The sequence below is a fragment of the Pseudomonas sp. PLMAX genome (genome assembly GCF_046042685.1).
Lineage (GTDB): Bacteria > Pseudomonadota > Gammaproteobacteria > Pseudomonadales > Pseudomonadaceae > Aquipseudomonas > Aquipseudomonas putida_AE.
Map to the genome: position 1 here is coordinate 806,589 of NZ_CP064950.1, position 19,955 is coordinate 826,543.

Consider the following 19,955-nt stretch of genomic DNA (forward strand, 5'->3'; position numbering starts at 1 on the left):
ATGAAAATGCGTTTGAAACCGTTAACGGTCGCCGTCTTTCTTGCAGGCATTGGAGCCAGCGGCTTCAGCTTGGCGAGCCCGACAGACAGCATTTGTTCAGGCTACTTCTACCCGACAATTTACCCTGAGCCGGTTGGAACCTGGAATGGCTTTGAGCTGCTCAGCCTGAAGGAAAACCCAGACAGCTCTGCTCAAAAAATGGAGTTCAGGGTTGGCACAGCGTGCTTTTCTACTCGATCAGGCAGCCGTTTTTCTTTCGAATATTCGACTGAGAAAAATGACCTGGGGATCCGGCGCTTCAGCGTTGAAATCACCCCTGAGCTTCGCCCTGTTGGTGATGTCGCCATCAAGGTCGAGACATTCATGACTGATACTCAGCCGCCAAAATCGGCGCTGATTTCAAGCACCACCCATTACCTGGCTCAAGGCACAAAGGGACTGTTTGAACTCCCAGTCACCCGTTTTGGGCAGTTTGGACAAATGGCTGAAACTGAGCGAAAAATCACTTTCAGCGCCACACCTATCAGGAACGCGGATTAAAACCGAACATCATGAAAATTACGTTGGTTACAGGTGCCACGGGCGCCGGCAAGTCTCAAATGCTGCACGCACTCAAGCGTGAGAAGAACATTTTCTACGTCGACCCGCTGGCGGTGGATCTGTCATTCCATGCGGCCTGGTCTACCCCAGGCGAGGGCGTAGAGGGTGTCGTATTCGACCATATCATCCATATGGTGAAGCCTTCCGCCCAGATCCGCGAGGCGATGGCCTGGTGTGAGGCGAACGACGTGCCGCTGTACCTCTGTGACCAGGAACGCGACGAGATCGAAGCCCTGAACATCGTGCTGCCGGTGGATACGCCCGAGCTGAACGTTCGCGGGATCTCGTTCAATGCAAGGCTTTCCACGCCTTCGTACAACGGCAATTTCAGCCTGGGCGACAGTTCCATCGCGACTGACCTTCAGCGGACAGGTGCGGTATGACCAAGGCACCTGAGAAATCGCAAGGTCGTATCCTGGAGTGCATCGGCTTTCTGTTGCTGGTGGTTGCCCTGACGACCTTCATCGCCTCTGTCATTACCCACCCTTCGTTGCAATGCGGAGGGGAGTGCAGCCTTGCTGGGTTGTACTCGACGTTCACCTACATGGTGGCTGGCTTTAACGTGCTGCTCAGCCTGGCGTTGATCTTTGCTGGCCGGCACTTGAAGCATCGGTTGCAATCGTTGGGCTGACCTCTCTTTGCGGGGAAATTGCTTGCATGTATGCCTCTAGGGCTTTATAGTCTCTGGATGGACTGAGGGGAACCTCATGCAAGCACAACCAGCCCGAGGCTCCCCGGCATGGAAATCACAGAATCACACAGCTTTCTCTCGGCGTTCATCTCAGATGTCTCGTCCGGCCTCCTTGTACCTGCAGCTATGCAGCGCCCGTACCAATGGGAAAAGGGCGACGTCGAGGCCCTCTGTGTTTCGATCATGAGCCGATTCCCTATCGGTGGCTTCCTGCTCTGGCAGCCGGGCCTAAAAGCTGACCTGAAACGGCTGGCTAAAGACCGCCTAGGCCCAGTGGGTGGCCAGTTCACGGTAGGGGGTTGCGCACGCTCTCCAGCTTGCCTGCTACTCGATGGCCAACACCGCTTAGCCACGCTGGCCTGGATGCTGCTCCAAGGGGCAGCTCCTGAGGCCGATTACTCTCCAGCCGAACGACGTGTATTCCTCGGCGATGAGGTGTTGGTCTTGGATCACGCTTCCGCCTCCATGAAGTTCGTCACTCCAGAAACCCGTGATAACACGCTGTGCTTGCCGGCGTGGACGGCTCTGGGTCATATCCCGGCCAACCGTAGCATCACGCCGATGAAGTTCATGCGCCGATACATGGATGAAAACCAGCATTACGGCGAAGATGCGCTCGATGACATGGCGGAGCTTCTCGACCGCACCACCAGGGCATTTGCTGGCGCCCGCGTATCTGCAACGGTCATTCGTGATGCCACTCCAGAGGAGGCCAAGAAAGCCTTCCTGCTGATCTCAAAAACCGGTGTGCCGATGAGCGCAGAAGACTTTGATCGCGCCGTTGGCTGGCAAGCGTGATCCCCACACCACAACCCCCAAAAATTCTCGGAGTAAACCCATGCCATTCTTAGCCGGAGTGATCTGTTTTGTGCTGTCGTTCGCGTTTGGAGTCTTGGCCAAGCTTCCCAAAAAAGGAGCTGATTCAGAGGACTTTGCCGTCCTTGTGATATGCGGCCTAACATCAATAATCATTGGCTTTTCCTTTTCATTGATGTTGCTGGGTATGTTCGACCTTCTAGATTTTAAACTCAGAGGGTTTGCCCCAGTCGCGTTTGTGCTGGCCATGAGTTCTATGCCCGGTGCGCTTGGACTCATTCTTTCAGACGCGGTCAAGGCGAAAGCAGCCGAGCTGGAAGGCGAAGATTCTTGTGATCACAGCTGAAACGTAAGCTTCTCTGGGTCACACCCCCGCTCAATCAATCATAAGGAAATGCCAAATGCTCAACTGTCTCGCCGTCATTCTTTTCGTTTTCTCCGTCATGAGCGGGTCTTTTACGCGAACCGTCGCCAATCCAACCGTTTTTGATCACTCCGTTAACGCCTTCTTTGGATTTCTTTCCATCGTGCTGGGCTTCTTTTTCTGTGTATTGGTGATGTTCTTGTGGAGTGGCGGGCCTTTTGAGTTGCATGGCTATCCAGAGCACTCTGGCTTGATGATCGCAGGCTGTGTTCCAGGCTTCCTGGGTTTGTTTGCATCGACCTGGTTCCACAACAGAAAAGCCCGCGCCGCCCAGTTGCGAGCGGGAGCGTAAGCGATGTCATCCCGAATAGAGATTGCAGAATCCGACGTCCCGCGTGAGGTTCGCCGGTCTACTGAGCCTCGCGAGTATTTTGCGTTATTGAAGCGGGATGGTGTGGATGTCGCAGTGCATCGCTTTTGGGTGCCGCACAGAACGAAGCCTGGTGGCGCCAGGGCGCATTTCAGCCTGGCCATGTACATTGAGCGGGAGTGGCGCCGTTTCACCGCCTACAAGGCCGCAGAGTACCCTCCAGTGTGGGCGCATGTGGAGTGGATCGAAGAATGCTCAGTCGAAATCGCGCCCGAGCTGCCATCTTTCTCCCACGACACCCTGTGGGACATGTACGTCGCCATCGGCTACGACATCAAGAAAAAGCGATTCACGTCCTAAACATTGATAGTAAATTGACATCTTCGTGGTGAAGCCTTAATATTTGCCTACGAAAACACCCTCATTTCGCAAGGAAGACGCCATGAAACCAGAAGCTCCCTCGACCGTTATCGGTCAGCTCCAAGACATGCTGGCTGACCAGGGAATTACCCAAGAGCAGCGGCTGGCGCTGAAAAACAGCATTGCCACCCTCCAGCAGCTGGATAACGACCTGAACATCACGAAAGGTCAGTTCAACGGTGAGCAGATCCGTGCGGTCGAACTGGCGCAGAAGTGCGAAAACCTCGAGCTCAAGTGTCTCGAACGCCAGTGGGAGCTGGACTCGGCCAACATCAGCACCAAGGTGTCTCGCCAGCTGATCGATGCGCTCAAGCAGGCTTTCACGAGCAGTGCAACGGTTCACTCTTCCTGGGTTATCGACTGGCTGACCGGCACGCTGTCTAAAATGCGTTTAGAGCACCGCAATGCTTTCCGTGACTCATTGGGCGTGGAAGGGGAGCGCTTGGCCCAGGCGGTGCCTTCGGAGACCGCTAGCGCTATGCATACCGCGCCACTGCCGGGCTCGAAGTTCACATTGGTCGACACCCAGACCCTGTACGACTGCCTGGATCTGATCGGCTCTGACAGCTTTGGCTTCAAAAAGCAGTTGGCCACGAACATCCGGGCAGCCCTGGGCCGCACCCCGGCGCCGCGTGAGGTCTCCCAGGAAAACATGATTCACGTCGAGTTTGCCAGCGATGCCATGGATCTGTGGCGCTCCCTGGAGAAAGACTTCCCAGGCCAGTACGCCAACAGCAAGCTGGTTGAGCAGTTCTGCGTTCTGCACGCTCAGATGAGCGCTCGCCAGCCACTGCGCGAACACTTCATGATGTCCCTGGCAGAGTACGCAACGGATCCGCTGGGCATGTTTTGCCGCCTCAAGCAGGAGGATCGGCTCTCCGGCCTTAAGCCGGCTATGATCACCATGATCCTCGATACGCTGATCCAGATCGCCCGTGAGGACGCCTGCCGCAAAGTCGGTATCAAGCTGCCGGAAGCTGGTAGCCTGGAACAGCTGTCTGAGCAGGCCCTGTTTGAGCTGGAATTCGAGCGCCTGCGCCACTACAAGCCCGTCTGGAACGGCGAAGACTCCTACCAAACGCTGACCGAAGAGAATGCCTGGCAGTTCTGGCAAGCTCGCGGTTACTTCGAGAAGCTCAGCCGTGGCCTGGCCACCGCAGCCCCGGAGTTGTTCCTGGACAAGATGTCCGAGGAGCAGCGTGCGAAAACCAAGGCATTCTGGGCCAAGTTCGACAAGGACACGGCACCGGTAGTTGATGATCAGCATGTGGTCTTGCAAAAGCAGCAGGTGCTGACGATCATCAAAGACGCCGACGCCAAGCCTACGCTTGATCGTGACTGGTGCTGCGTGTCTTGTGGCGCCTGGGCTCCGCACGATCATGCTGAGGCGCACGAGCACGAAGAAGGCTGTCAGGCTGTAATCGAGGCTCAGGCTCTCAGCAACTGGCGCCAGCGCCTGCGTGAACTGGTTGAAGTCCCACAAAACTCGAACCCAGCCACCGCAGCCCCTGAGCGTTAAGACCGAAGAAGGCTAAAATAGGAAGGTAGGCAATGATCGTAGACATACAGCGCCAAGGCAAAAATACCCTGATTGTCTTTAAGGAAAAAGACTTTACGAATTACAATGACATCTTGGGTATTGCCTGTGGGGTTGCGGCAGGAAATTACTGCTTCGAGGCTGGCTCATTGTTGAGTCCTGACTTTGTGCAGTTTATCGAAAACATAAAACCGCGAATCAAGTATGGAATCCTTATTGGTCATGACAACCACGGGAAGCCGTTGGTTCGCTGGGGTCGGCTTCAAGGCAATGTCTTAACATCTTCTCAGATGTAAGAAAAAGCAGTGAAAACCTGCCAATCGATTCCACTTCGATTCCCATGCCGTAAGATCAGTTTCTGAACACACAGCCCTGCCATGCAGGGCTTTTTCGGTAGCGGGATGCGGATTTCGTGTTCCAAACTCACAAGGGAATCCGTTTATGGGTCAGGCAAAAAATCGTGGTACGCGGGAGCAACGGGTAGCGGCTGCAGTTGAGGCGCGACCTACGAGTGCAAAGGTTCATGCGTTCATTAACGAGACGCGGATGGAAAGCGTAATTCTGCCAAAGTTTCCTTGTGCAGAATGCGGAAAGCTCATCACCGCTGATCAATCAAGAGATCAGGTGCTCTTGGTTCCGGTTCGGCATGGTGTCCAGTTCGGCGACTGCCAAAACTGTGGCGCAACCCATTTTGTAGTTTCGGCATCCACAAAGGCTGATTGCGTAGCTCTAGAACCTGTTTTTGCGGACATGAAGCGCTCGATGGGAATTTAAGAGAGGCTGCCTCCTCGCGGTGGTTTTTAGCGTGAAATGAACAATGAACAATGGAAAGCCAGTGTTCAGAAGCACCAGCCGAATTTTCAATAATTGTTAGGGTTTTTTAATGATCGCTCTACCGCCCCTGTCGTCCTTGATCCAGCGCACCAAGATCAGTTCCTGGAAGCATATTCCTGCTGAATTTGGAGATCGCTTCTTCTCTCTGGACGGCGGGCGGATTGCGCGAGGTGATCGCCTTACTTCAGATGAGCGCACCCCGGCGCTGTTGAGCAATGCCAAGTCGACGCTGGGGGATCTGATCCCTCGGACGTCTTGGGGATCCAGCCTGTCCAACCTGCTGACCTGGGACTCTTGGAATGCCCTTCGCAAGCCGCTGATTGCCCGTAACAACAACATCTGCGAGCTCTGCGGTTCAATGGCCCGTAGTCTTGATGTACACGAGGTCTGGAGCTACCACTATCCCGAGCGGGGAGTGGCTTTTCGCTCCAGCACCGGGCTGAAGGTCGGCGTTCAGCGCCTGGAAGGTCTGATGACGCTGTGTTCGGACTGCCATAAGTGCTTCCACCTTGGCCGAGCCCATATCGAAAATAAGTTTGATCAGGTCATGAAGCGCCTGATGGGACTTAACAACTGGGACAAGGCCCAGGCTGACAAGTATTACCAGATGGTCTCCAAGCGCTGGGACAAGTCGAACCAATACGCGTGGTTTCTGGATTTCTCGGGTGTCGACCATCCGGCTGGAGTCTTCGAGGTCAAACCGAGCTGGAGCCGGCCAAAGGGGGAGAGAGGGACGCTTGGGGCGGAGAACAAGTTCGGCCCGCCAAACTACACCGCGATTCTCAACCAAAGCTGGAAGATTTACGGGGAGACGGCTGTTGAACCCGCGCAGTCCTTCGAGCAAGTCGTCGAGCGACTCGATGTTCGAAAGCGTGCCTAAGCAGGCGAGCGTCGACCCGAAGTAAAAAACAGATTGGAGCATGACATGAACAATGGAGCACCCAGCGTGCCGGTGGCCGAGGACGTTAAGGAGGCACTGTATTTGAGTGCCAACGGAAAGACGGAGCAGGAGCGGGTACTTGCTTTGGCCTATTGGCTGGATCGACAAACCTTTCAGCCGGCTGCACTGAACTGTGCTGCCGAAACGCTTCGATCATATGTAGAGCGCTTTGGCACTCAAGACGACTCGGCACTGGCCATTGAGAACGCAACCCTACGTGCTCAGCTGGCTGGACGGGATGCGTTGCTGAGGCGAATTGCAGGACATCACATTGATGGAAACATACGCCCAACCGTCCGCGACTGCGTCAATGGTCTGCCGGACGTCCAGGACATTTACGGCTATTGCAACGAGATTGATGCCGAAATAGAGACCGTCCTGTCCGCAAGTGCAGAACCTGAGGAAAAAGCCCTGAACACTGAATTCAAGCACTTCGCGATTTGCGACACCTGCGCCGCTGAAACTTGTTGCCTAGAAATCGGCGATAACGAACACATTTGCAGTGGGTGCCATTCTGCACCGCAACAGAGGGCCGAGCGCGAAGCTGAATTGCAAAAGTACGCCGAAGCCCAGGCCACCATCGTTAAGCTTGAGGCTCGGATTGCAGAGCTGGAGCGTGGGCAGGTGAAGCCGTATGCCTATGAACACGAATGGGCGTCCTGGATAAGCACGGAAGGCCCAAAGGACTTCAAGGTCTGTATTGAGCGGGACATGCCGCCTCATTGGGCAATCGCCTCGGGTCAGGCCAAGAACATAAAGGCGCTTTACACCGTGCAGCCGGTTCCAGGCGCTGTTGCGTTGCCTGGAAGGGTGGACGAGGAGTATTTCGCGAAGCAAGGCTACAGCAAAGATTTGTGGGCGGATCTGGTAGAGACTCACAACGGAGTTATCGACGCCACCGCCGCGCTCAATGAGGTGAAAGCATGACTACAGAACGCGAACCATACCGCCGCGTGCCCAATGACTCCGACCGAATGAACCTGCCGGAAGGCATGACCTGTGGCGACTGCGTGCATTGCCGGCGTTGCACCATGATGTACGGCCACATCTCTGCAGACGAGGTGTGCGACTGGGCTCCGTCGCGGTTCTTGCAGACTGCCAGCCTAAAAACTGCCGCCATCCCTGAGAAATCGAAAGGTCAGAGCCATGAATGAGCAGGCGTTCAATGACCTCAAGCTTAAGTGCACTGAGGCTGGCCGGGCAGACAAAGCGGAAGGCATGCAGCTTGCGCCTTTCCAGTCCGAGCGCTTCAAAGCCTTTATCCACGGCCTGACCTACAGGCAACAACAGGTGATGGTCACTGAATATGCCGTGGGTTATCGAGGCTACAGGCTGGACATCAAAAAGCTCCCTGGCATGTTCGCTGACAAGGCTTATGCGCGAAACGGCAATCGTTGACCGCCTCCCAGGCAATCTTGGCCAGCTCAGCGACATTAACTGCCGTTCGAGCAGTGCTTAAGTGACCAGGATGGATGATCGCTCACGCCTTCCGAACTACACCGCGATCCTCAATCAAAAATGGAAGATCGCGGGGGCTGACGTCGAGCCTGAGATCATCTTCGAGTAGGCCATCTAAATTCTCAGTGCTTCGCGTGAAAACGCCAATTTTGATTTTTTTGAAAAAACGGATGAAATACTGTAAATCGGTGTCATATGATTCTTGTGCGGGCCAATTTCGGTGCTTCTGCAAAATAGGATATGAGGTTTTTTTTGGAAGTTTTTCTTGATAACTGCGTTGCTACAGAGTTGTTTCCGACTGAGTGGAATGCTAATTCCTATGATGTTTCTGAGGAGTACTACAGGTACGCCTGCGATGGAATTATTAAAGGGCTAACGTCTTACGGCAACTCGCTATCATGCGATGCAACCTTGTTTTATGAATACAACAAAGGGTCTGGAAAGGAACCGGTCTGGATTCATCGTGATATGAAATACACAGCGAAATGCGACCCATCAAAAATGTTAAAAACAAAGTCAGATTTTGAGTCGGTGCATTTTGATAATTTCAGCCTTTTCGATACATTGTTGAAGCAGATCGAGGCGTATCTCGGAGTAGATTTCGAGAATCAGACTCATGAGGAGATTGCAGATATCATCGGTAGAAGATTCAAGATGCCGAAATCTCATACTTACGAAATTTTCAACGCTCAGGGTCTGGCTGGCCGTGCAAAAATTACCGCACGACCCGTTAAATTCAATGGAAAGCTTGTTATAAATAATAACTTTAGGGTCTTTGATCTGGTTGAAGGATACTCTCAATCAGTGCGTGTTCAGGCTTTTATGACGTACATCTTGGCGTCGGTATATCTGCGGTTTAAGGGGGATTCGGTATTTCCTCTAAAGCCTACCGGGAAGAAACGAGATAGAAGAACGAGTCTAATAAATGATTTTTTGTACATATATTTCATAATGGATAGGCAATGCATATTTGTAACCAGCGATAGAGCCCTGGTGTTCAAAGCATCCGCAACCCTAAGGATGTTGAGAAAAAAAGATGTGATAATGCTTGAGCTCGATGCAAGGCGCTACATAACGATACAGGCGAAAAAACTAAAAAAATATGCTGCAAACCATGCAGTGGAACAGACCGCAACCACTTGACCCTATCACCGGATGGGGCTTCAACCTTCGGTCACGTGATTTTAGGTGGGCTTGTTGGTGTGCGTGATTCATAAGAATTGCCAAAATAGCAGGAAACGCTGGCAATTTATGGTATATGATTGCCGCCGTTTTTAAGAAAACCCCTGATTATTCACCGTGCAGCTGATGCGCCACGTCCCGAGAGGATCGGTGTTCGGCCTGCGCGGCTAACTGATTATTCGCATACAGGATTATCCCGGATGAAATCTCTTCTGCTCATGGGCCTGCTGTCGGCCCCGGCCCTTGCTTTGGCACCAGTTACTCCAGTCTCCGCCGCTGAAACTGCACCCAAGCGCGTTTTCATCGAGGCCAGCCTTGTATACAACGGCGAGGCCCCGGTGAAATTCAGCAACCCTGTGGTGTCTGGTGGGCGCTTTGAGGTCAAAGTCCTGGATGTCCCGGTGCGTTATATGGCCGAGAGCACCTGCGGTAGCGGGCTGTGCGAAGAGGTTTGGAAGGAAATGGAAGTCGGTCAGACGCTGGCCATCTCTCCGAAAATCCGGGCAGACGGCAAGATCGATGTTCGCACTGACTTCAGCATTCACAAAAAATCATCGGGGCGTCAGTTGAGCTCCGTACCACAGATGGAAATCGCCTATGAGGCGCATGACGCTGTGCTGACCACCGGTGAGAAGAGCCGAGTGGTGGTGCTCGATAAGCGAGCAATCGATGCTGGCGCCGTCCTGGAGTTGACCGTGAAGGTGATGGATTGACCCGCTTCGAGCAAATCCAAGGGATCCCGACCGCTGAGGTGGTCTCGCCTTTTGCCGGCGAAGAGGATAAGAGATTCCCAAAGCAGGGCAAGGCCGCGAAGCTGCTACTTAAGCGGCGGACGCTCCAGGCTCATCGCCGGCATCAAGCGCATTGCGCGAACCTGTCAGGCTGACAAGATCGGCAGCTCCGGCTGCCTGTAGGGGAGGATGTCGAGATGATCTTGCATCGAGAGAGAAACCACACACCGCTGGAAAAAGTCGTGCACGCCATGGGATTCCTGGTGTTGGCGGCACTGATGATCTCCGTAGTGCTGTTGCGGTGGACGGCGCTGGCCAGCATTTACGCTTACGAGCAGCTGAGTGCGTTGGCTGTTGGGTACTTGAACTCAGATCGGAACCACACGCCTGATCAACCTAAGCGTCTGGAGCCTCCACGCTGATGGGAACCAACATCTACGTGGCTATCGAGCAGCGCCAGGCTGACGGCTGGAAGTGCATTCACGCCGAGAATGAAGCCGATATCGACTGGGATCCGGAGGTCGTGACGCCTCTGAGCACCGTTTCCTGGCAGAGCTACGAGGTTTTCGGGTTCTTGGCCGGCGTAAGAGGCCGTACACTGAATGACGCGATTGCGCGGCGGCGAGGTCTACCCGACGACACGACTGAAGCGGCACTTAATGCGATGGCCCCCTATGCTGATTCTTCTGCTGGGGAGTCCGGGTATGGGGGATGGGCGCATCCAGCGCCAGCAGCAGCAACCCCGAACGAGCGTGCCCATGCAGACAGTGAGCGATATGGTTTTTCCTGGGTCGGCCTGAGCGAGCTTGTCGAATTCGATTACGACCAGGTGGTTACCTTAAAACAGGGGGCGACAAGCACCTATCGGAAAGAGCTTAGTCGAAGGTTTTTCGAGAACCTCAAAGCGTTGAAGGCAAGGGCGGAACACGGCGAAATCAGGCTCCTGTTTTGCTTTGATAGCTGATGAACGAAACAAGCTAGAAGGCCCGGCATTGCTGGGCTTTTTGCGTTTTGGAAGCACGAAAATAAATGGCCATTTAATTGCATTCTATTGGGTATAGTATTAATATACTTATATTGTCACTCACCACCAGCAAGGATTGTTGTTATGAGCAGCGCATTGGAACACGAGATACCTGAATTGCTTGAGACCGGCGAAGTCCTGTCTTGGATTCGTGACGTGTCTGGAGCTGACCTGGTATTCCCCGGTCACCCGGTTGTAATCGCCTGCGCAATCATCGCGCTGTACGGGGCTCTTCCTCCGGTGATTCGTGTTACCGAGCAAGGCTCTATGGAGGCCTTGGCCGATGGGCGCGTTCCTGGTACTGGTGATTGTGTCCGTGTTGCGCTGCACGCCTTGCAGAGTGGCGGTACCGTCAGTGAAATGCTTGATGAGATGCGCCGCTACTGGTCGAGAAGCCAGGCCGGTGGGCACATGGGGAACGTGGATCCGGGCATTGCCCAGGCCATGAAGCTCGAACCGTACTTTCGTGAAAACGTTGAGCCTTGGCTGGCCTTGAGCTCCAAGCCTCAATACTCTGGATCTGAACAAGGTAAGTCGCAATGAGTAGAGCACACACGCTCCCTGCTGAGCTGGAATCGCTGGTGACTGAAGTCACTGCTGCGCTGCGAATCGCTAGCGTCAAAAATTCTGACTTCGGCTCATCCGCCGTTCGTGAGCAGTGCCGTTTGATCGACCTGGCTGACGAGGCAAATGAGCCTCGAGCGCAGCAACCAGCGACCTACTCGCTGTACGGCATGCTTAAGGCATTTGCGATCTGTGCAGTGATCACCAACGAGCAGTTGGAAGGGTTTGGTGATCGGATTTACAGGCCGAAGCACCCAGCACAGCCTGAAATCAAGCCATTGAAAGAAATCAGGCACTGAGTTGTAAACTCAAAGTTGACTACTGAATCCCGGAGCTTCAAATGGCAATTCAAATGACTGGTACCGCACAAATTGTCGCCGACATGGCCGAAGAACTGCGGCGTCGAGCTACTGAGCTGGATCGCATTGCGACTGACATGCTGACTGAGAACGACCCCAAGATGGCGGTTGAGGCGTTGATGAGCGCTACCAATCTGGTCAACCTCAAGATCGACAAACTTGTTCTGCTGCCGATGAACCAAATGCTTCGCGAGATCGAATCGCTGAAAGCCCAGGTGCTGGCCAAGAACGAATCTGAGGGTTGAGCCTGCCGGGCTCACTTCTCGCAACCAGAACGTAGCCCTCACGGGCTACTCGTCATGTCGGGCGGTGGTGTAGCCCGTAGAGGTTACTTTTAGGAAAGTAGCCTCCAGAGGTTACAGCGAGGTCGAAATGGCAATTACTCAGGCCGAGAAGCGGCAGAACGCCAAAGAGTGCAAGCAGATAATCAAGGATATCGAGGTCATCTTGGCTACAAAAATGGCACAAAAACACCAGCGCGTGGAGCAGGTGAATCAGGTCATCCGTATTATCGCTGACCACGGTCGTCGCTTCTTTTACAACGCGGGCAATCAGACCTACGCCAGCATGCACATCGATAAGTTCGGCAAGATCTGGTTTGTCGATGACTACACCCAGAAGGCGATCCTGACCCAAAAGACTGCCTGGGGTGGGCGATGGAAGGGCTTCTCGAACGGCGGCACGCTACGCGCCCTGGTAGAGGCCTTCCGGGACTATATCCGCGATGGAATTCCCCTACCTCTTGGTTTCCTAGGCCCTGAGCGCTTCAACGACTCTAACGTCTGGGGTTACGACGAGCAGGGGATGAAGGCCGTTCGCGAGCAGGCCGGTGCGTTACCGGTGTTCAAGCAACCCGCCAGCCCGGTGGAGTCGCAGGATGCAAGCCACAACTCCGTTCATCAAGCTCAAGTGAAAACCGCCTAGTGGCCGATGTTATCGAACTCATGACCGTGTTCTCGGCAAGGCTCTACGGCGCACGTTCCAGGAAAAATCGGCAGCTCGCTGCATAGGATTTGACAGCCTGACAATTCATCGTTATGGTTTCTGTATGAATATACAGCTTCCAACCCGAACCACGACGATTCAGACACGCCTCCCGCGTGGTACTGACGTGTCCGTGATCGCCGCGTTGGACGCCTATGCCGAGCTCTATTCGCGCCTGGAGCGGGTCGCGATAGCGACCCGTTCAAAGGGTGAGAAGGTCGACAAAAACGCTTTCCTCAAGCAGAACGGCATCACCGGGCGGCAGTTCAATGCCCTGAGCCGTAATGCAGATGGCAAGATCGACTCGCAACTGAGCAACCTCGAACACTACATCGCCGAGTGCCGGGCCAAGATCGCCCGGCAAGCCAAGCGCATCGAGCAGAAACGCACCCTGCTGGACAGGGCTCTGTTGCCGGGCAGAAAGGCCCGGCTACTGGACAACATCCGCCAGCACCAGGTGCGCATTCAGCGCCTGCGGGCCCGCCAAGTCGACTTCGAGCGCCAGCTCGAGGCCAAGCGCCCGTCGATTTGCATGGGTAGCCGCAGGCTGTTCCGCCAGCAGTTCAACCTGGTCGAGAACGGCCTGACCAGCCACGCGGAGTGGCAGCACCTGTGGCGCCGGGAGCGCAGCAGCCAGTTCTTCGTACTCGGCTCCAAAGACGAGAACAGCGGCTGCCAGGGCTGCGTGCTGCTGCCGCAGGATGATGACCTGTACACTCTGAAAATCCGCCTACCGGACGCCTTGCAGGCCGAGCATGGCCAGTATTGCTACGTCACCGACGTAGCTTTCAGTCACGACCGCCGCTGGCTGGATGAAGCCTTGCAGTCGAATCGGCTGCGCAAGCAGCTGCAGGCGGACTACCGCCTGCTGGCCAAAGACCCTGAGTTTGTTGGGCCGTTGGACAAGGAATCGCGTTACCTGGAAGCGGCTGGCCAGGCCTTGAGCTATCGCTTCGTCCGCGACGAAAAACGTGGCTGGCGCGTGCTGATAACCACCGAACGCAGTGGCCAGACGATCACAACCGACCGGCGCAATGGCGCCATCGGCATTGACCTGAACAACCACCATCTGGCGGTGACCGAAGTCGACCGCAAGGGCAACAAGGTCGGCTGCGCCGACCTGGTGTTTCGCACTGACCATGATGTCACCAGCCCGCAAACCGCGACCGCGTTGCAACTGGCAGCGGTGCAGGTCGTGGCCCAGGCCAAGCTCACCGGCAAGCCGCTGGTGATCGAGGATCTCGATTTTCGGGTGAAAAAACAGAATTTGCAGAAGGGTCGGGCCGGCGACACCAAGCTGAACAAGGTGGTCAGCGCCCTGGTGTACCGAAAATTTCGCTCGACGTTGGAAACCCGCGCCTTCAAGGAAGGTGTGGAGGTGATCGTGGTCAACCCGGCGTACACTAGTTTCATCGGCAAATTGAAGTACCTGAACCAAACAGACAACAGCGTTCACTTGGCCGCAGGCCTTGTGATTGCTCGTCGCGGAATGGGTCTGAAAGACCGCCTGCCGCGCAAAAGTGTTGTACCTGTCATGCGTCGACCTTGCACTTTCCAGGCGCCAGAGGATGCCCGGAAAGACGAAGCCAAGTGTCTCAAAAAGGCCATGTCAGCGTACGGAAAGTGGTACACGTCAACGCGGGTTGAGGCCAGGAAACGGACAAAATTGTTCCGCCTCCAAATCTCAGCCAGCCTGGAACAAATTCCGTTCTAGGCGCAACGTGTCTCAGCCACCAGACCTCAAAGCGCGCTCGGAGGTCGACCTGAACAAACCGAAATGAGTAGGTTTGAACGGGATATTAGGAGCGGCCTACGAGATCGTGAAAGGCCGTTCGGTTCAAGATCCTTCATGAGTCTCGGCTGGCTAAATCCGATAGTGACCAATGTTGATGGTCGGGCGGGACGGATCGCAAGCGAGCGCCTGGTAGTCCTGTAAGGTCTGCGAACACCCTGTAGTACAAGCCAGTGGCGCGATCAGCTCGATAACCATCGTCGTAAACGTGGAGCGGATCAGCACCAAGGCTGGCTTTACTGTTTGGTGCCGCTCTGGTGTTTGTGAGAAGTGTGTGAGCGACATCGTGAGCGGAAAGCGCTAACCTTCATTTTTGGGTCATTCAGCGAAAGGAAATCTCATGAAGATCGAACCAAACACCGAATATCGCTTCAAGAAGAGCGGCAACCTGGTGATTACTGTCGAGCCAACCAACTACGGCGGAGAAGGTAACTGGGAAGTTGTTCGAAGCGACACCGGCAAGGAAATGATCGTGCACGGTGATGCTTTGGTTGCAAAAGACGATCCGAACTGGAGTGAGGGCTGAGATGGCCGAGGTTAAGGCAAATCTTGATCAGATGATGGATCTGATCAAGAGGCTGGATCCCCGTGATGGTGAAGTCATCGCCATTGCGATGGAGGAGATCGAACGTTCGCGCAAGCAGGCTAAAAATCTTCAGCACTACGGGAAGTGGTATCAATGGCTGCGGGATCGAATCGTTTTCCGCACCAACTGGAGCGACGATAAGCGAACCTTTCTGGACATCACCGGGTCGACCTTCCTCCTGGGAAGCCATTTAAACAAAACACATGACTCAGTCGATGATTGGGTAAAAGAAGCCATGAAGGCTGAACAGAAATGGGGCAAGGGCAAGAAGTAATGGCAATTAATGACAACCAACATGTGATCCTGTCTGGCACTCAGCTCAATGCTGAGGTGGCCGGCATCATCAACGAGATCACGTTGGATATCCCGGTCAATGATGGGCGTACACCGCATGCATGGCTGGTCTCGCCGGCGCTCGCAGAACGCCTTGCTACCGTGGCCGACAGCTACGAATTCCCCATCCGGCCCCTGGCGGACTCGATCATGCGTATCGATCCAAAGCGGCTGGGTGAAGAGGTGAGGGCGCTGAGCCCTGAGTACGAAGACGGCGAACTGGTCGGTTACCTGTTCAGTCACTTCCTCATGATCCGAATCCATTGCCTGGCACGCGCTACCTCCAGGCCCACTGTTGCCTTTGCCGATATGTCCGGAACCCCTGACGATGAGCTCTACGAAGCCATCGACCAGGCCGTTATGAACCCTACCGAGAACAAGCAAATGACCCCGAACCTGAAGACAGTTGGTGAATCCGAAGAAGAGCTGATGGCAGCCTTCGAGAATCACGTGGCCACCGAGAACCTGGGTTGCCCGCTGGGCCGACGCGATGGGAAGTCGGGTTATCAGGCCCTGGAGACCGATTGCTTGTTCGAAGGCTTCAAGATTGCCCTGGGAGTCCTGCGCAAGGATCTGGCAGAAAACCCGGCTGAAGCGCCAGCAGTTGATGCGGATAACCGCATCAAGAAGCTGATTGAGATGGTTTCGGCGCAGCTGAAGGTTGGCCAGGCTGCGCTCGATGCTTCAGCAACGCGTCACTGAGCTGGTTTTTGGCGGCGTGCTTGTGCGTAAGCAGACGCTTTAGCGAGCAGCGCACCACCTGCCACGTAGGAAGTGATCGCGCCCACTGAGATGAACAAGGCTACGCCCAGAATCTGATAGGTGAGCTGCACTGAGTCTGCGAAGGTTTCCAGGCTTGGGAGGCAGTCCATAACCTGAATCCCGAACGCCACGCTGCACAGAATGGAAGCAAAGAAGGGGATGCACCCGATGCAGTCCCACAGAATCGTTTTCCGTGCAGCTGCAAGCTGTGTGAGTGCGCACGTTAGTGTCGCAAGAAACAAATAGCCAATAATGGCGAGCATTGCTGTACTTCCTGGTGGTTTGCCGGTGGTTGATGGGTCAGGCGTTCTTGTTGGGCTTCTTACGATAGTTGCGCAGGAAGAGGTAGACTGAAAAGCCAATCGCCAGTGGTATGCCGATGTAGAAGCAGGCAGCGCCGGCCCAGCCATAGCGATCTATCAGCTGGCTCGGGTCAGGTTTGGTGATAAATCTGAGCAGCAATTCACCGAGTAGAGTCAGCATTCGCTTTTCCTCAAAGCATTTTTTGCGAATATAGCCGAATAATTGTCAGGCGACTATCCTCCCTCCCAGAAACAGAAAACCCGCCAACGGCGGGTTTTGTCGTGCTGCGTGCCGATTAAGCTGCGGCGGCAGGTGCAACCTGGTCTGCTTTCGACTTGATCACGTGCTCGGACATGAGGAACACGCCGCGATAGAAGGCTGCGCCGGTGAAGAACGTGGCCACGGAGCTGAAGGCGAACAGGATGGCAAACGGCATGTAGACGGACGAATCCACGCCCCAATCCCCGACGTTCAGCAGGATCTGACCGAAGACGAAGAAGATGGCCAAGGCCAGGCCCATCAGCGCGGTACCGAAGTTCTTGCTGTAGTTGCGATTGTAGCTCATGAGTTTTTTCCTCATTGTTGGTCTTATTTTAAGGCCAGGTTACCAATGAGCTGTTGCCAATGGAACAGTTACGGAAACTATTCTTAGTTTGCGGCGCAGGCATCAAAAAACAACGTCGTACAAGTCCTTACCTTCAAGCTCCCATTGAACTACTTGTTCAACGCTGTAGTGCTTGATCAGCTGCTGCCGATGCTCCCGGTATTTCAATACCGCGTATTCGGCACGCGAGAGCATCAGCTCAGCGCCGTGGTTTGCCAAGATGTCCCCAATCGCTGAGCCCCAGGTATCACGGGATGGAGCTTCCTGATACGTCTCGTCTCGTCCGGCAATGATCGATTCGCCAACCTCGCAAACCATCAGCTCTCCGACCACATCGCGGATCTCATAAACGGTGTTTGGTTTGAAATTATGGGAGCGGAAAGAGGCCCCTATAATCAAGCCGTCCTTATCATCGCATCCACGAAAGATGAATCGACCTACTGCTTTCATCAGGTTGTTCCCCCCTTGTTGACTAGAGCATGAATTCGGAGAGATCTGTATCCCGCTTATACATCCCAGCGGCAACGATGAAGATCCCATAAGGCGGGATTATCAGGCTGAAAAATGACTTTTTGTAGTGTGATTTGTAGCAGTTGTACACGACCGAAGTGACCCACAGGTAAATGGCGGTCAAAGTGAGCAAAACACTTGCAACGAAGAGCAAAAAATCGAGAAATCCGGTTGGCATATTTTTACCTTTGAAGAATCCAACGCAAAGGAAAACGAGGATTGAGCAGGCCGTTTAAGCTGGTCAACCCCCAGTTTCAGGGAATAGGTGAATCAATCAAACATAGGCGCTCGGTCAGAGCTTCCAGCTCGCCGAGCGAAACAGCGACTCAGCGGCACTGCGGGCGGGCTCAATGCGAATGCCGGTGGGTGCCTGAGGCTGGCCATAGCGGTTGCTCAGGAATTGGTAGGCCATCAGCAGTAGACCTGCCACCGGTACCAGGAAGCAAAGGAGACCTCGCAGCATCTTCCCTTGTTGAAACGCCCAGATGAACGAGCCGTACCAGGTGACCGCAAGAACCCACAACAGCGCAGCCACAACAGCATAGGAAGCCAACTGGCCAAAAGTCGCCATGGCTTCAAACAACATTTGCATCTTTCGAATCCTTCTCATCGGGCGAGTGCCCGGCACATAAATTAGTTTTGCTGGCCCATCAGCTGCTGGAGCAGGCCTTGGGGTTGAACGGAACCGAGCGGCGCATCGAGAACCTCGGTCTTCTGCTCAGAACTCTTCAGGAACGACATGACCTCATCGTGGAAAGCATTGAGCTTGTCGGCGAGCTTGGTGAGCATGGCGATCTGGGTGTCGGAGAATGGTACCACCAACAGGTTAGATTCGCTCTCCGCCAATCGGAAGGATCTATCTTGCGGGTTCTGGTGATTGGCTTTGTCGAGGTGGAACGACTTCGACTGATCCAGTTCGCCGTTGGCTTTGGCCAGGTAGTACTGACGACCAAAACGGTAGGCCACCAGGAATTCGAGGTAGTAGGCCGAAGTGTTCATGGCGTGGGTGCTGCAATCGCCACGGATCCCTTGGATCAGCTGTGCCTCTTCCTGAAACTTGGTCAGGCCTTTGATGACAATGACCTTCTCACCAGCCGATTGCAGCAGGCGGTACTGGCGGTACAAGGCCTTGGCCATCCCGAACGGGGAGTCCGGTACATCCTTGTTAAAGGAGTTGCGGATCTCTTCGATGGTGTCGAACTGCAGACCCACGTTACGCGTTTCGCCGGCAACCGCATTGTGCGGATAGGCTTCAACGCATTTGCGGAAGCGGTCGAATAACTCCTGGTCGACCTTAAGTTCAATGAAGTCCATGTCGCGCAAGAATCGCTTGTCGAGCAGGACGACGAACTTCTCGTTCTTCGTGTCGTAGAAAATGGGTGTTTGCTGGGAATGAACCAGCTTCTCTGCGCAAAGACCGTGGCGGTGCACCAGGCTCATCGGCAGCAGGCTGTTCAGCATCAGGGTCTTGATGATCTTCAGGCCGGTGACCTTGGTCGAGGCGAACTGCAGGACATGATCACGCGCAGTCGTTTCGGATTCCGAGGTGAAGTTGCCGGTGACGGTGCTGCCGTCTTGAGCGGTTCGAGTCACTTTCCCATTGGGATCGCGAAACATGTGCAGCAAAACGTCGTCGCGAGGCGTGGCACCAAGGACGTCCGTGTAAGTGTCGTTGTCTAGTTTGTCGTAGGGAACTGGCATGGTCATGAATCCGGATAGATATTGATAGGATTATGCCATACTTTAGAAATCTGTCAATTAATGGCTATTGTGGCTGTTGCAAATTCAACTTGGCTCTGTAAAAATCACCCCACGTCGTAAGCTTCCTGTGAAGGGCCGACGCTACGGCTTTACTACCCGAAGCGTCACAAACGAACCGCCTAAATGGCGGTTTTTTTGTGGGCGAAACTCTCTCATTACCCCTGGTCACAGTGCTACATACCCGCAAGGCCCCAAAAATCAAGGGCTGGCGGACTGAATTCGATTGACAATGCATTGCATATGTTTAGGATAATCAAGAACTTGCACCCCTCCGTTTCGGCAACTCAAAAATGTACACAAGTTTGATCAGCGACACTCTTTGGCTTGTTGCGCGTGTGGCTATGTCGCGCCGCGAATTTGAGCGCCTCATGAAGTTGCCTGGAATTGGAATGGACAGGTTCGTGAAGCCGGCTTTCAAAGTGACCGTAGA

At 54.4% G+C, this 19,955-nt stretch carries 32 protein-coding genes and 1 pseudogene; 27 read left to right on the top strand and 6 right to left on the bottom strand.

The features are described from left to right. Nucleotides 1-6: 6 nt before the first annotated feature. The 27 genes and pseudogenes from DKB71_RS37160 (at nt 7) to DKB71_RS37290 (ending at nt 16,287) form a co-directional block, all read left to right on the top strand. Nucleotides 7-540, top strand: coding sequence for a hypothetical protein (locus tag DKB71_RS37160; RefSeq protein ID WP_408601618.1), 534 nt, complete (start codon nt 7-9; stop codon nt 538-540). Between the two features lie 11 nt (nt 541-551). Next, nucleotides 552-983 (top strand): hypothetical protein, encoded by a 432-nt coding sequence (locus DKB71_RS37165; RefSeq protein ID WP_408601619.1) that lies wholly within the window; start codon nt 552-554, stop codon nt 981-983. After that, on the top strand, nt 980-1,231 hold the full coding sequence (locus DKB71_RS37170; protein ID WP_408601620.1) for a hypothetical protein: 252 nt from the start codon (nt 980-982) through the stop codon (nt 1,229-1,231). Before DKB71_RS37165 ends, DKB71_RS37170 begins: the two co-directional genes overlap by 4 nt. 108 nt (nt 1,232-1,339) lie before the next feature. Continuing rightward, the gene (locus DKB71_RS37175; RefSeq protein WP_408601621.1) at nt 1,340-2,089 is read left to right on the top strand and encodes a DUF262 domain-containing protein; all 750 of its coding nucleotides are present in this window, start codon (nt 1,340-1,342) and stop codon (nt 2,087-2,089) included. Nucleotides 2,090-2,129: 40 nt separating this feature from the next. Then, on the top strand, nt 2,130-2,453 hold the full coding sequence (locus tag DKB71_RS37180; RefSeq protein WP_408601622.1) for a hypothetical protein: 324 nt from the start codon (nt 2,130-2,132) through the stop codon (nt 2,451-2,453). Between the two features lie 55 nt (nt 2,454-2,508). Next, nucleotides 2,509-2,823: a hypothetical protein gene (locus DKB71_RS37185; RefSeq protein WP_408601623.1), complete on the top strand. Its 315-nt coding sequence runs from the start codon at nt 2,509-2,511 to the stop codon at nt 2,821-2,823. A gap of 114 nt (nt 2,824-2,937) precedes the next feature. Further along, nucleotides 2,938-3,201: a hypothetical protein gene (locus tag DKB71_RS37190; protein ID WP_408601624.1), complete on the top strand. Its 264-nt coding sequence runs from the start codon at nt 2,938-2,940 to the stop codon at nt 3,199-3,201. An 82-nt stretch (nt 3,202-3,283) separates the two neighbouring features. Further along, complete coding sequence (locus DKB71_RS37195; protein ID WP_408601626.1) at nt 3,284-4,780, top strand: hypothetical protein; 1,497 nt, start codon at nt 3,284-3,286, stop codon at nt 4,778-4,780. Nucleotides 4,781-4,812: 32 nt separating this feature from the next. Then, the gene (locus DKB71_RS37200; protein ID WP_408601627.1) at nt 4,813-5,094 is read left to right on the top strand and encodes a hypothetical protein; all 282 of its coding nucleotides are present in this window, start codon (nt 4,813-4,815) and stop codon (nt 5,092-5,094) included. A 145-nt stretch (nt 5,095-5,239) separates the two neighbouring features. Continuing rightward, nucleotides 5,240-5,572 (top strand): hypothetical protein, encoded by a 333-nt coding sequence (locus tag DKB71_RS37205; protein WP_408601628.1) that lies wholly within the window; start codon nt 5,240-5,242, stop codon nt 5,570-5,572. Nucleotides 5,573-5,681: 109 nt separating this feature from the next. Next, the gene (locus DKB71_RS37210; protein ID WP_408601629.1) at nt 5,682-6,512 is read left to right on the top strand and encodes a hypothetical protein; all 831 of its coding nucleotides are present in this window, start codon (nt 5,682-5,684) and stop codon (nt 6,510-6,512) included. 45 nt (nt 6,513-6,557) lie between these two features. Then, nucleotides 6,558-7,499, top strand: coding sequence for a hypothetical protein (locus tag DKB71_RS37215; protein WP_408601630.1), 942 nt, complete (start codon nt 6,558-6,560; stop codon nt 7,497-7,499). Continuing rightward, nucleotides 7,496-7,726, top strand: a complete 231-nt coding sequence (locus DKB71_RS37220) for a hypothetical protein (protein ID WP_408601631.1) — start codon at nt 7,496-7,498, stop codon at nt 7,724-7,726. The genes DKB71_RS37215 and DKB71_RS37220 overlap by 4 nt, the downstream gene beginning before the upstream one ends. Continuing rightward, entirely contained in the window at nt 7,719-7,970 is a 252-nt protein-coding gene (locus tag DKB71_RS37225; RefSeq protein WP_408601632.1) for a hypothetical protein, read from the top strand. The genes DKB71_RS37220 and DKB71_RS37225 overlap by 8 nt, the downstream gene beginning before the upstream one ends. A 312-nt stretch (nt 7,971-8,282) precedes the next feature. Then, on the top strand, nt 8,283-9,173 hold the full coding sequence (locus DKB71_RS37230; protein WP_408601633.1) for a hypothetical protein: 891 nt from the start codon (nt 8,283-8,285) through the stop codon (nt 9,171-9,173). Between the two features lie 239 nt (nt 9,174-9,412). After that, nucleotides 9,413-9,925, top strand: a complete 513-nt coding sequence (locus tag DKB71_RS37235; RefSeq protein ID WP_408601634.1) for a hypothetical protein — start codon at nt 9,413-9,415, stop codon at nt 9,923-9,925. Between the two features lie 215 nt (nt 9,926-10,140). Beyond that, complete coding sequence (locus tag DKB71_RS37240) at nt 10,141-10,365, top strand: hypothetical protein (RefSeq protein ID WP_408601635.1); 225 nt, start codon at nt 10,141-10,143, stop codon at nt 10,363-10,365. Then, nucleotides 10,365-10,907 carry a hypothetical protein gene (locus tag DKB71_RS37245; protein ID WP_408601636.1) on the top strand — a complete coding sequence of 181 codons (543 nt, stop codon included), beginning with the start codon at nt 10,365-10,367 and terminating at the stop codon, nt 10,905-10,907. The genes DKB71_RS37240 and DKB71_RS37245 overlap by 1 nt, the downstream gene beginning before the upstream one ends. 144 nt (nt 10,908-11,051) lie before the next feature. Then, nucleotides 11,052-11,510, top strand: a complete 459-nt coding sequence (locus tag DKB71_RS37250; RefSeq protein WP_408601637.1) for a hypothetical protein — start codon at nt 11,052-11,054, stop codon at nt 11,508-11,510. A 38-nt stretch (nt 11,511-11,548) separates the two neighbouring features. Next, on the top strand, nt 11,549-11,830 hold the full coding sequence (locus DKB71_RS37255) for a hypothetical protein (RefSeq protein WP_408601638.1): 282 nt from the start codon (nt 11,549-11,551) through the stop codon (nt 11,828-11,830). 41 nt (nt 11,831-11,871) lie between these two features. After that, nucleotides 11,872-12,135, top strand: a complete 264-nt coding sequence (locus DKB71_RS37260) for a hypothetical protein (RefSeq protein ID WP_408601639.1) — start codon at nt 11,872-11,874, stop codon at nt 12,133-12,135. A gap of 127 nt (nt 12,136-12,262) precedes the next feature. Continuing rightward, nucleotides 12,263-12,814, top strand: a complete 552-nt coding sequence (locus tag DKB71_RS37265) for a hypothetical protein (protein WP_408601640.1) — start codon at nt 12,263-12,265, stop codon at nt 12,812-12,814. Next, a pseudogene (locus tag DKB71_RS37270) lies at nt 12,802-12,900 on the top strand (IS607 family transposase); the annotation flags it as partial. The gene DKB71_RS37265 and the pseudogene DKB71_RS37270, both read left to right, overlap by 13 nt. 101 nt (nt 12,901-13,001) lie before the next feature. Further along, the gene (locus DKB71_RS37275; protein WP_408601641.1) at nt 13,002-14,588 is read left to right on the top strand and encodes an IS200/IS605 family accessory protein TnpB-related protein; all 1,587 of its coding nucleotides are present in this window, start codon (nt 13,002-13,004) and stop codon (nt 14,586-14,588) included. A gap of 418 nt (nt 14,589-15,006) precedes the next feature. Further along, the gene (locus tag DKB71_RS37280; RefSeq protein ID WP_408601642.1) at nt 15,007-15,192 is read left to right on the top strand and encodes a hypothetical protein; all 186 of its coding nucleotides are present in this window, start codon (nt 15,007-15,009) and stop codon (nt 15,190-15,192) included. A 1-nt stretch (nt 15,193) separates the two neighbouring features. Beyond that, the gene (locus DKB71_RS37285; RefSeq protein WP_408601643.1) at nt 15,194-15,526 is read left to right on the top strand and encodes a hypothetical protein; all 333 of its coding nucleotides are present in this window, start codon (nt 15,194-15,196) and stop codon (nt 15,524-15,526) included. Further along, nucleotides 15,526-16,287, top strand: a complete 762-nt coding sequence (locus DKB71_RS37290) for a hypothetical protein (protein WP_408601644.1) — start codon at nt 15,526-15,528, stop codon at nt 16,285-16,287. The genes DKB71_RS37285 and DKB71_RS37290 overlap by 1 nt, the downstream gene beginning before the upstream one ends. Here DKB71_RS37290 and DKB71_RS37295 read toward each other — a convergent pair. From DKB71_RS37295 to DKB71_RS37320, 6 genes are all read right to left on the bottom strand, one after another. Continuing rightward, the gene (locus tag DKB71_RS37295; RefSeq protein WP_408601645.1) at nt 16,281-16,610 is read right to left on the bottom strand and encodes a hypothetical protein; all 330 of its coding nucleotides are present in this window, start codon (nt 16,608-16,610) and stop codon (nt 16,281-16,283) included. The genes DKB71_RS37290 and DKB71_RS37295 overlap by 7 nt on opposite strands. Nucleotides 16,611-16,647: 37 nt before the next feature. After that, the gene (locus DKB71_RS37300; protein ID WP_408601646.1) at nt 16,648-16,830 is read right to left on the bottom strand and encodes a hypothetical protein; all 183 of its coding nucleotides are present in this window, start codon (nt 16,828-16,830) and stop codon (nt 16,648-16,650) included. A gap of 115 nt (nt 16,831-16,945) precedes the next feature. Continuing rightward, a complete protein-coding gene (locus tag DKB71_RS37305; RefSeq protein ID WP_408601647.1) occupies nt 16,946-17,215 on the bottom strand; it encodes a hypothetical protein in 270 nt (89 codons plus the stop codon). A 102-nt stretch (nt 17,216-17,317) separates the two neighbouring features. Further along, nucleotides 17,318-17,704, bottom strand: a complete 387-nt coding sequence (locus DKB71_RS37310) for a hypothetical protein (protein ID WP_408601648.1) — start codon at nt 17,702-17,704, stop codon at nt 17,318-17,320. Nucleotides 17,705-18,056: 352 nt separating this feature from the next. After that, nucleotides 18,057-18,356, bottom strand: coding sequence for a hypothetical protein (locus DKB71_RS37315; RefSeq protein WP_408601649.1), 300 nt, complete (start codon nt 18,354-18,356; stop codon nt 18,057-18,059). A 41-nt stretch (nt 18,357-18,397) separates the two neighbouring features. Next, entirely contained in the window at nt 18,398-19,465 is a 1,068-nt protein-coding gene (locus tag DKB71_RS37320) for a hypothetical protein (RefSeq protein ID WP_408601650.1), read from the bottom strand. Nucleotides 19,466-19,955 lie beyond the last annotated feature (490 nt).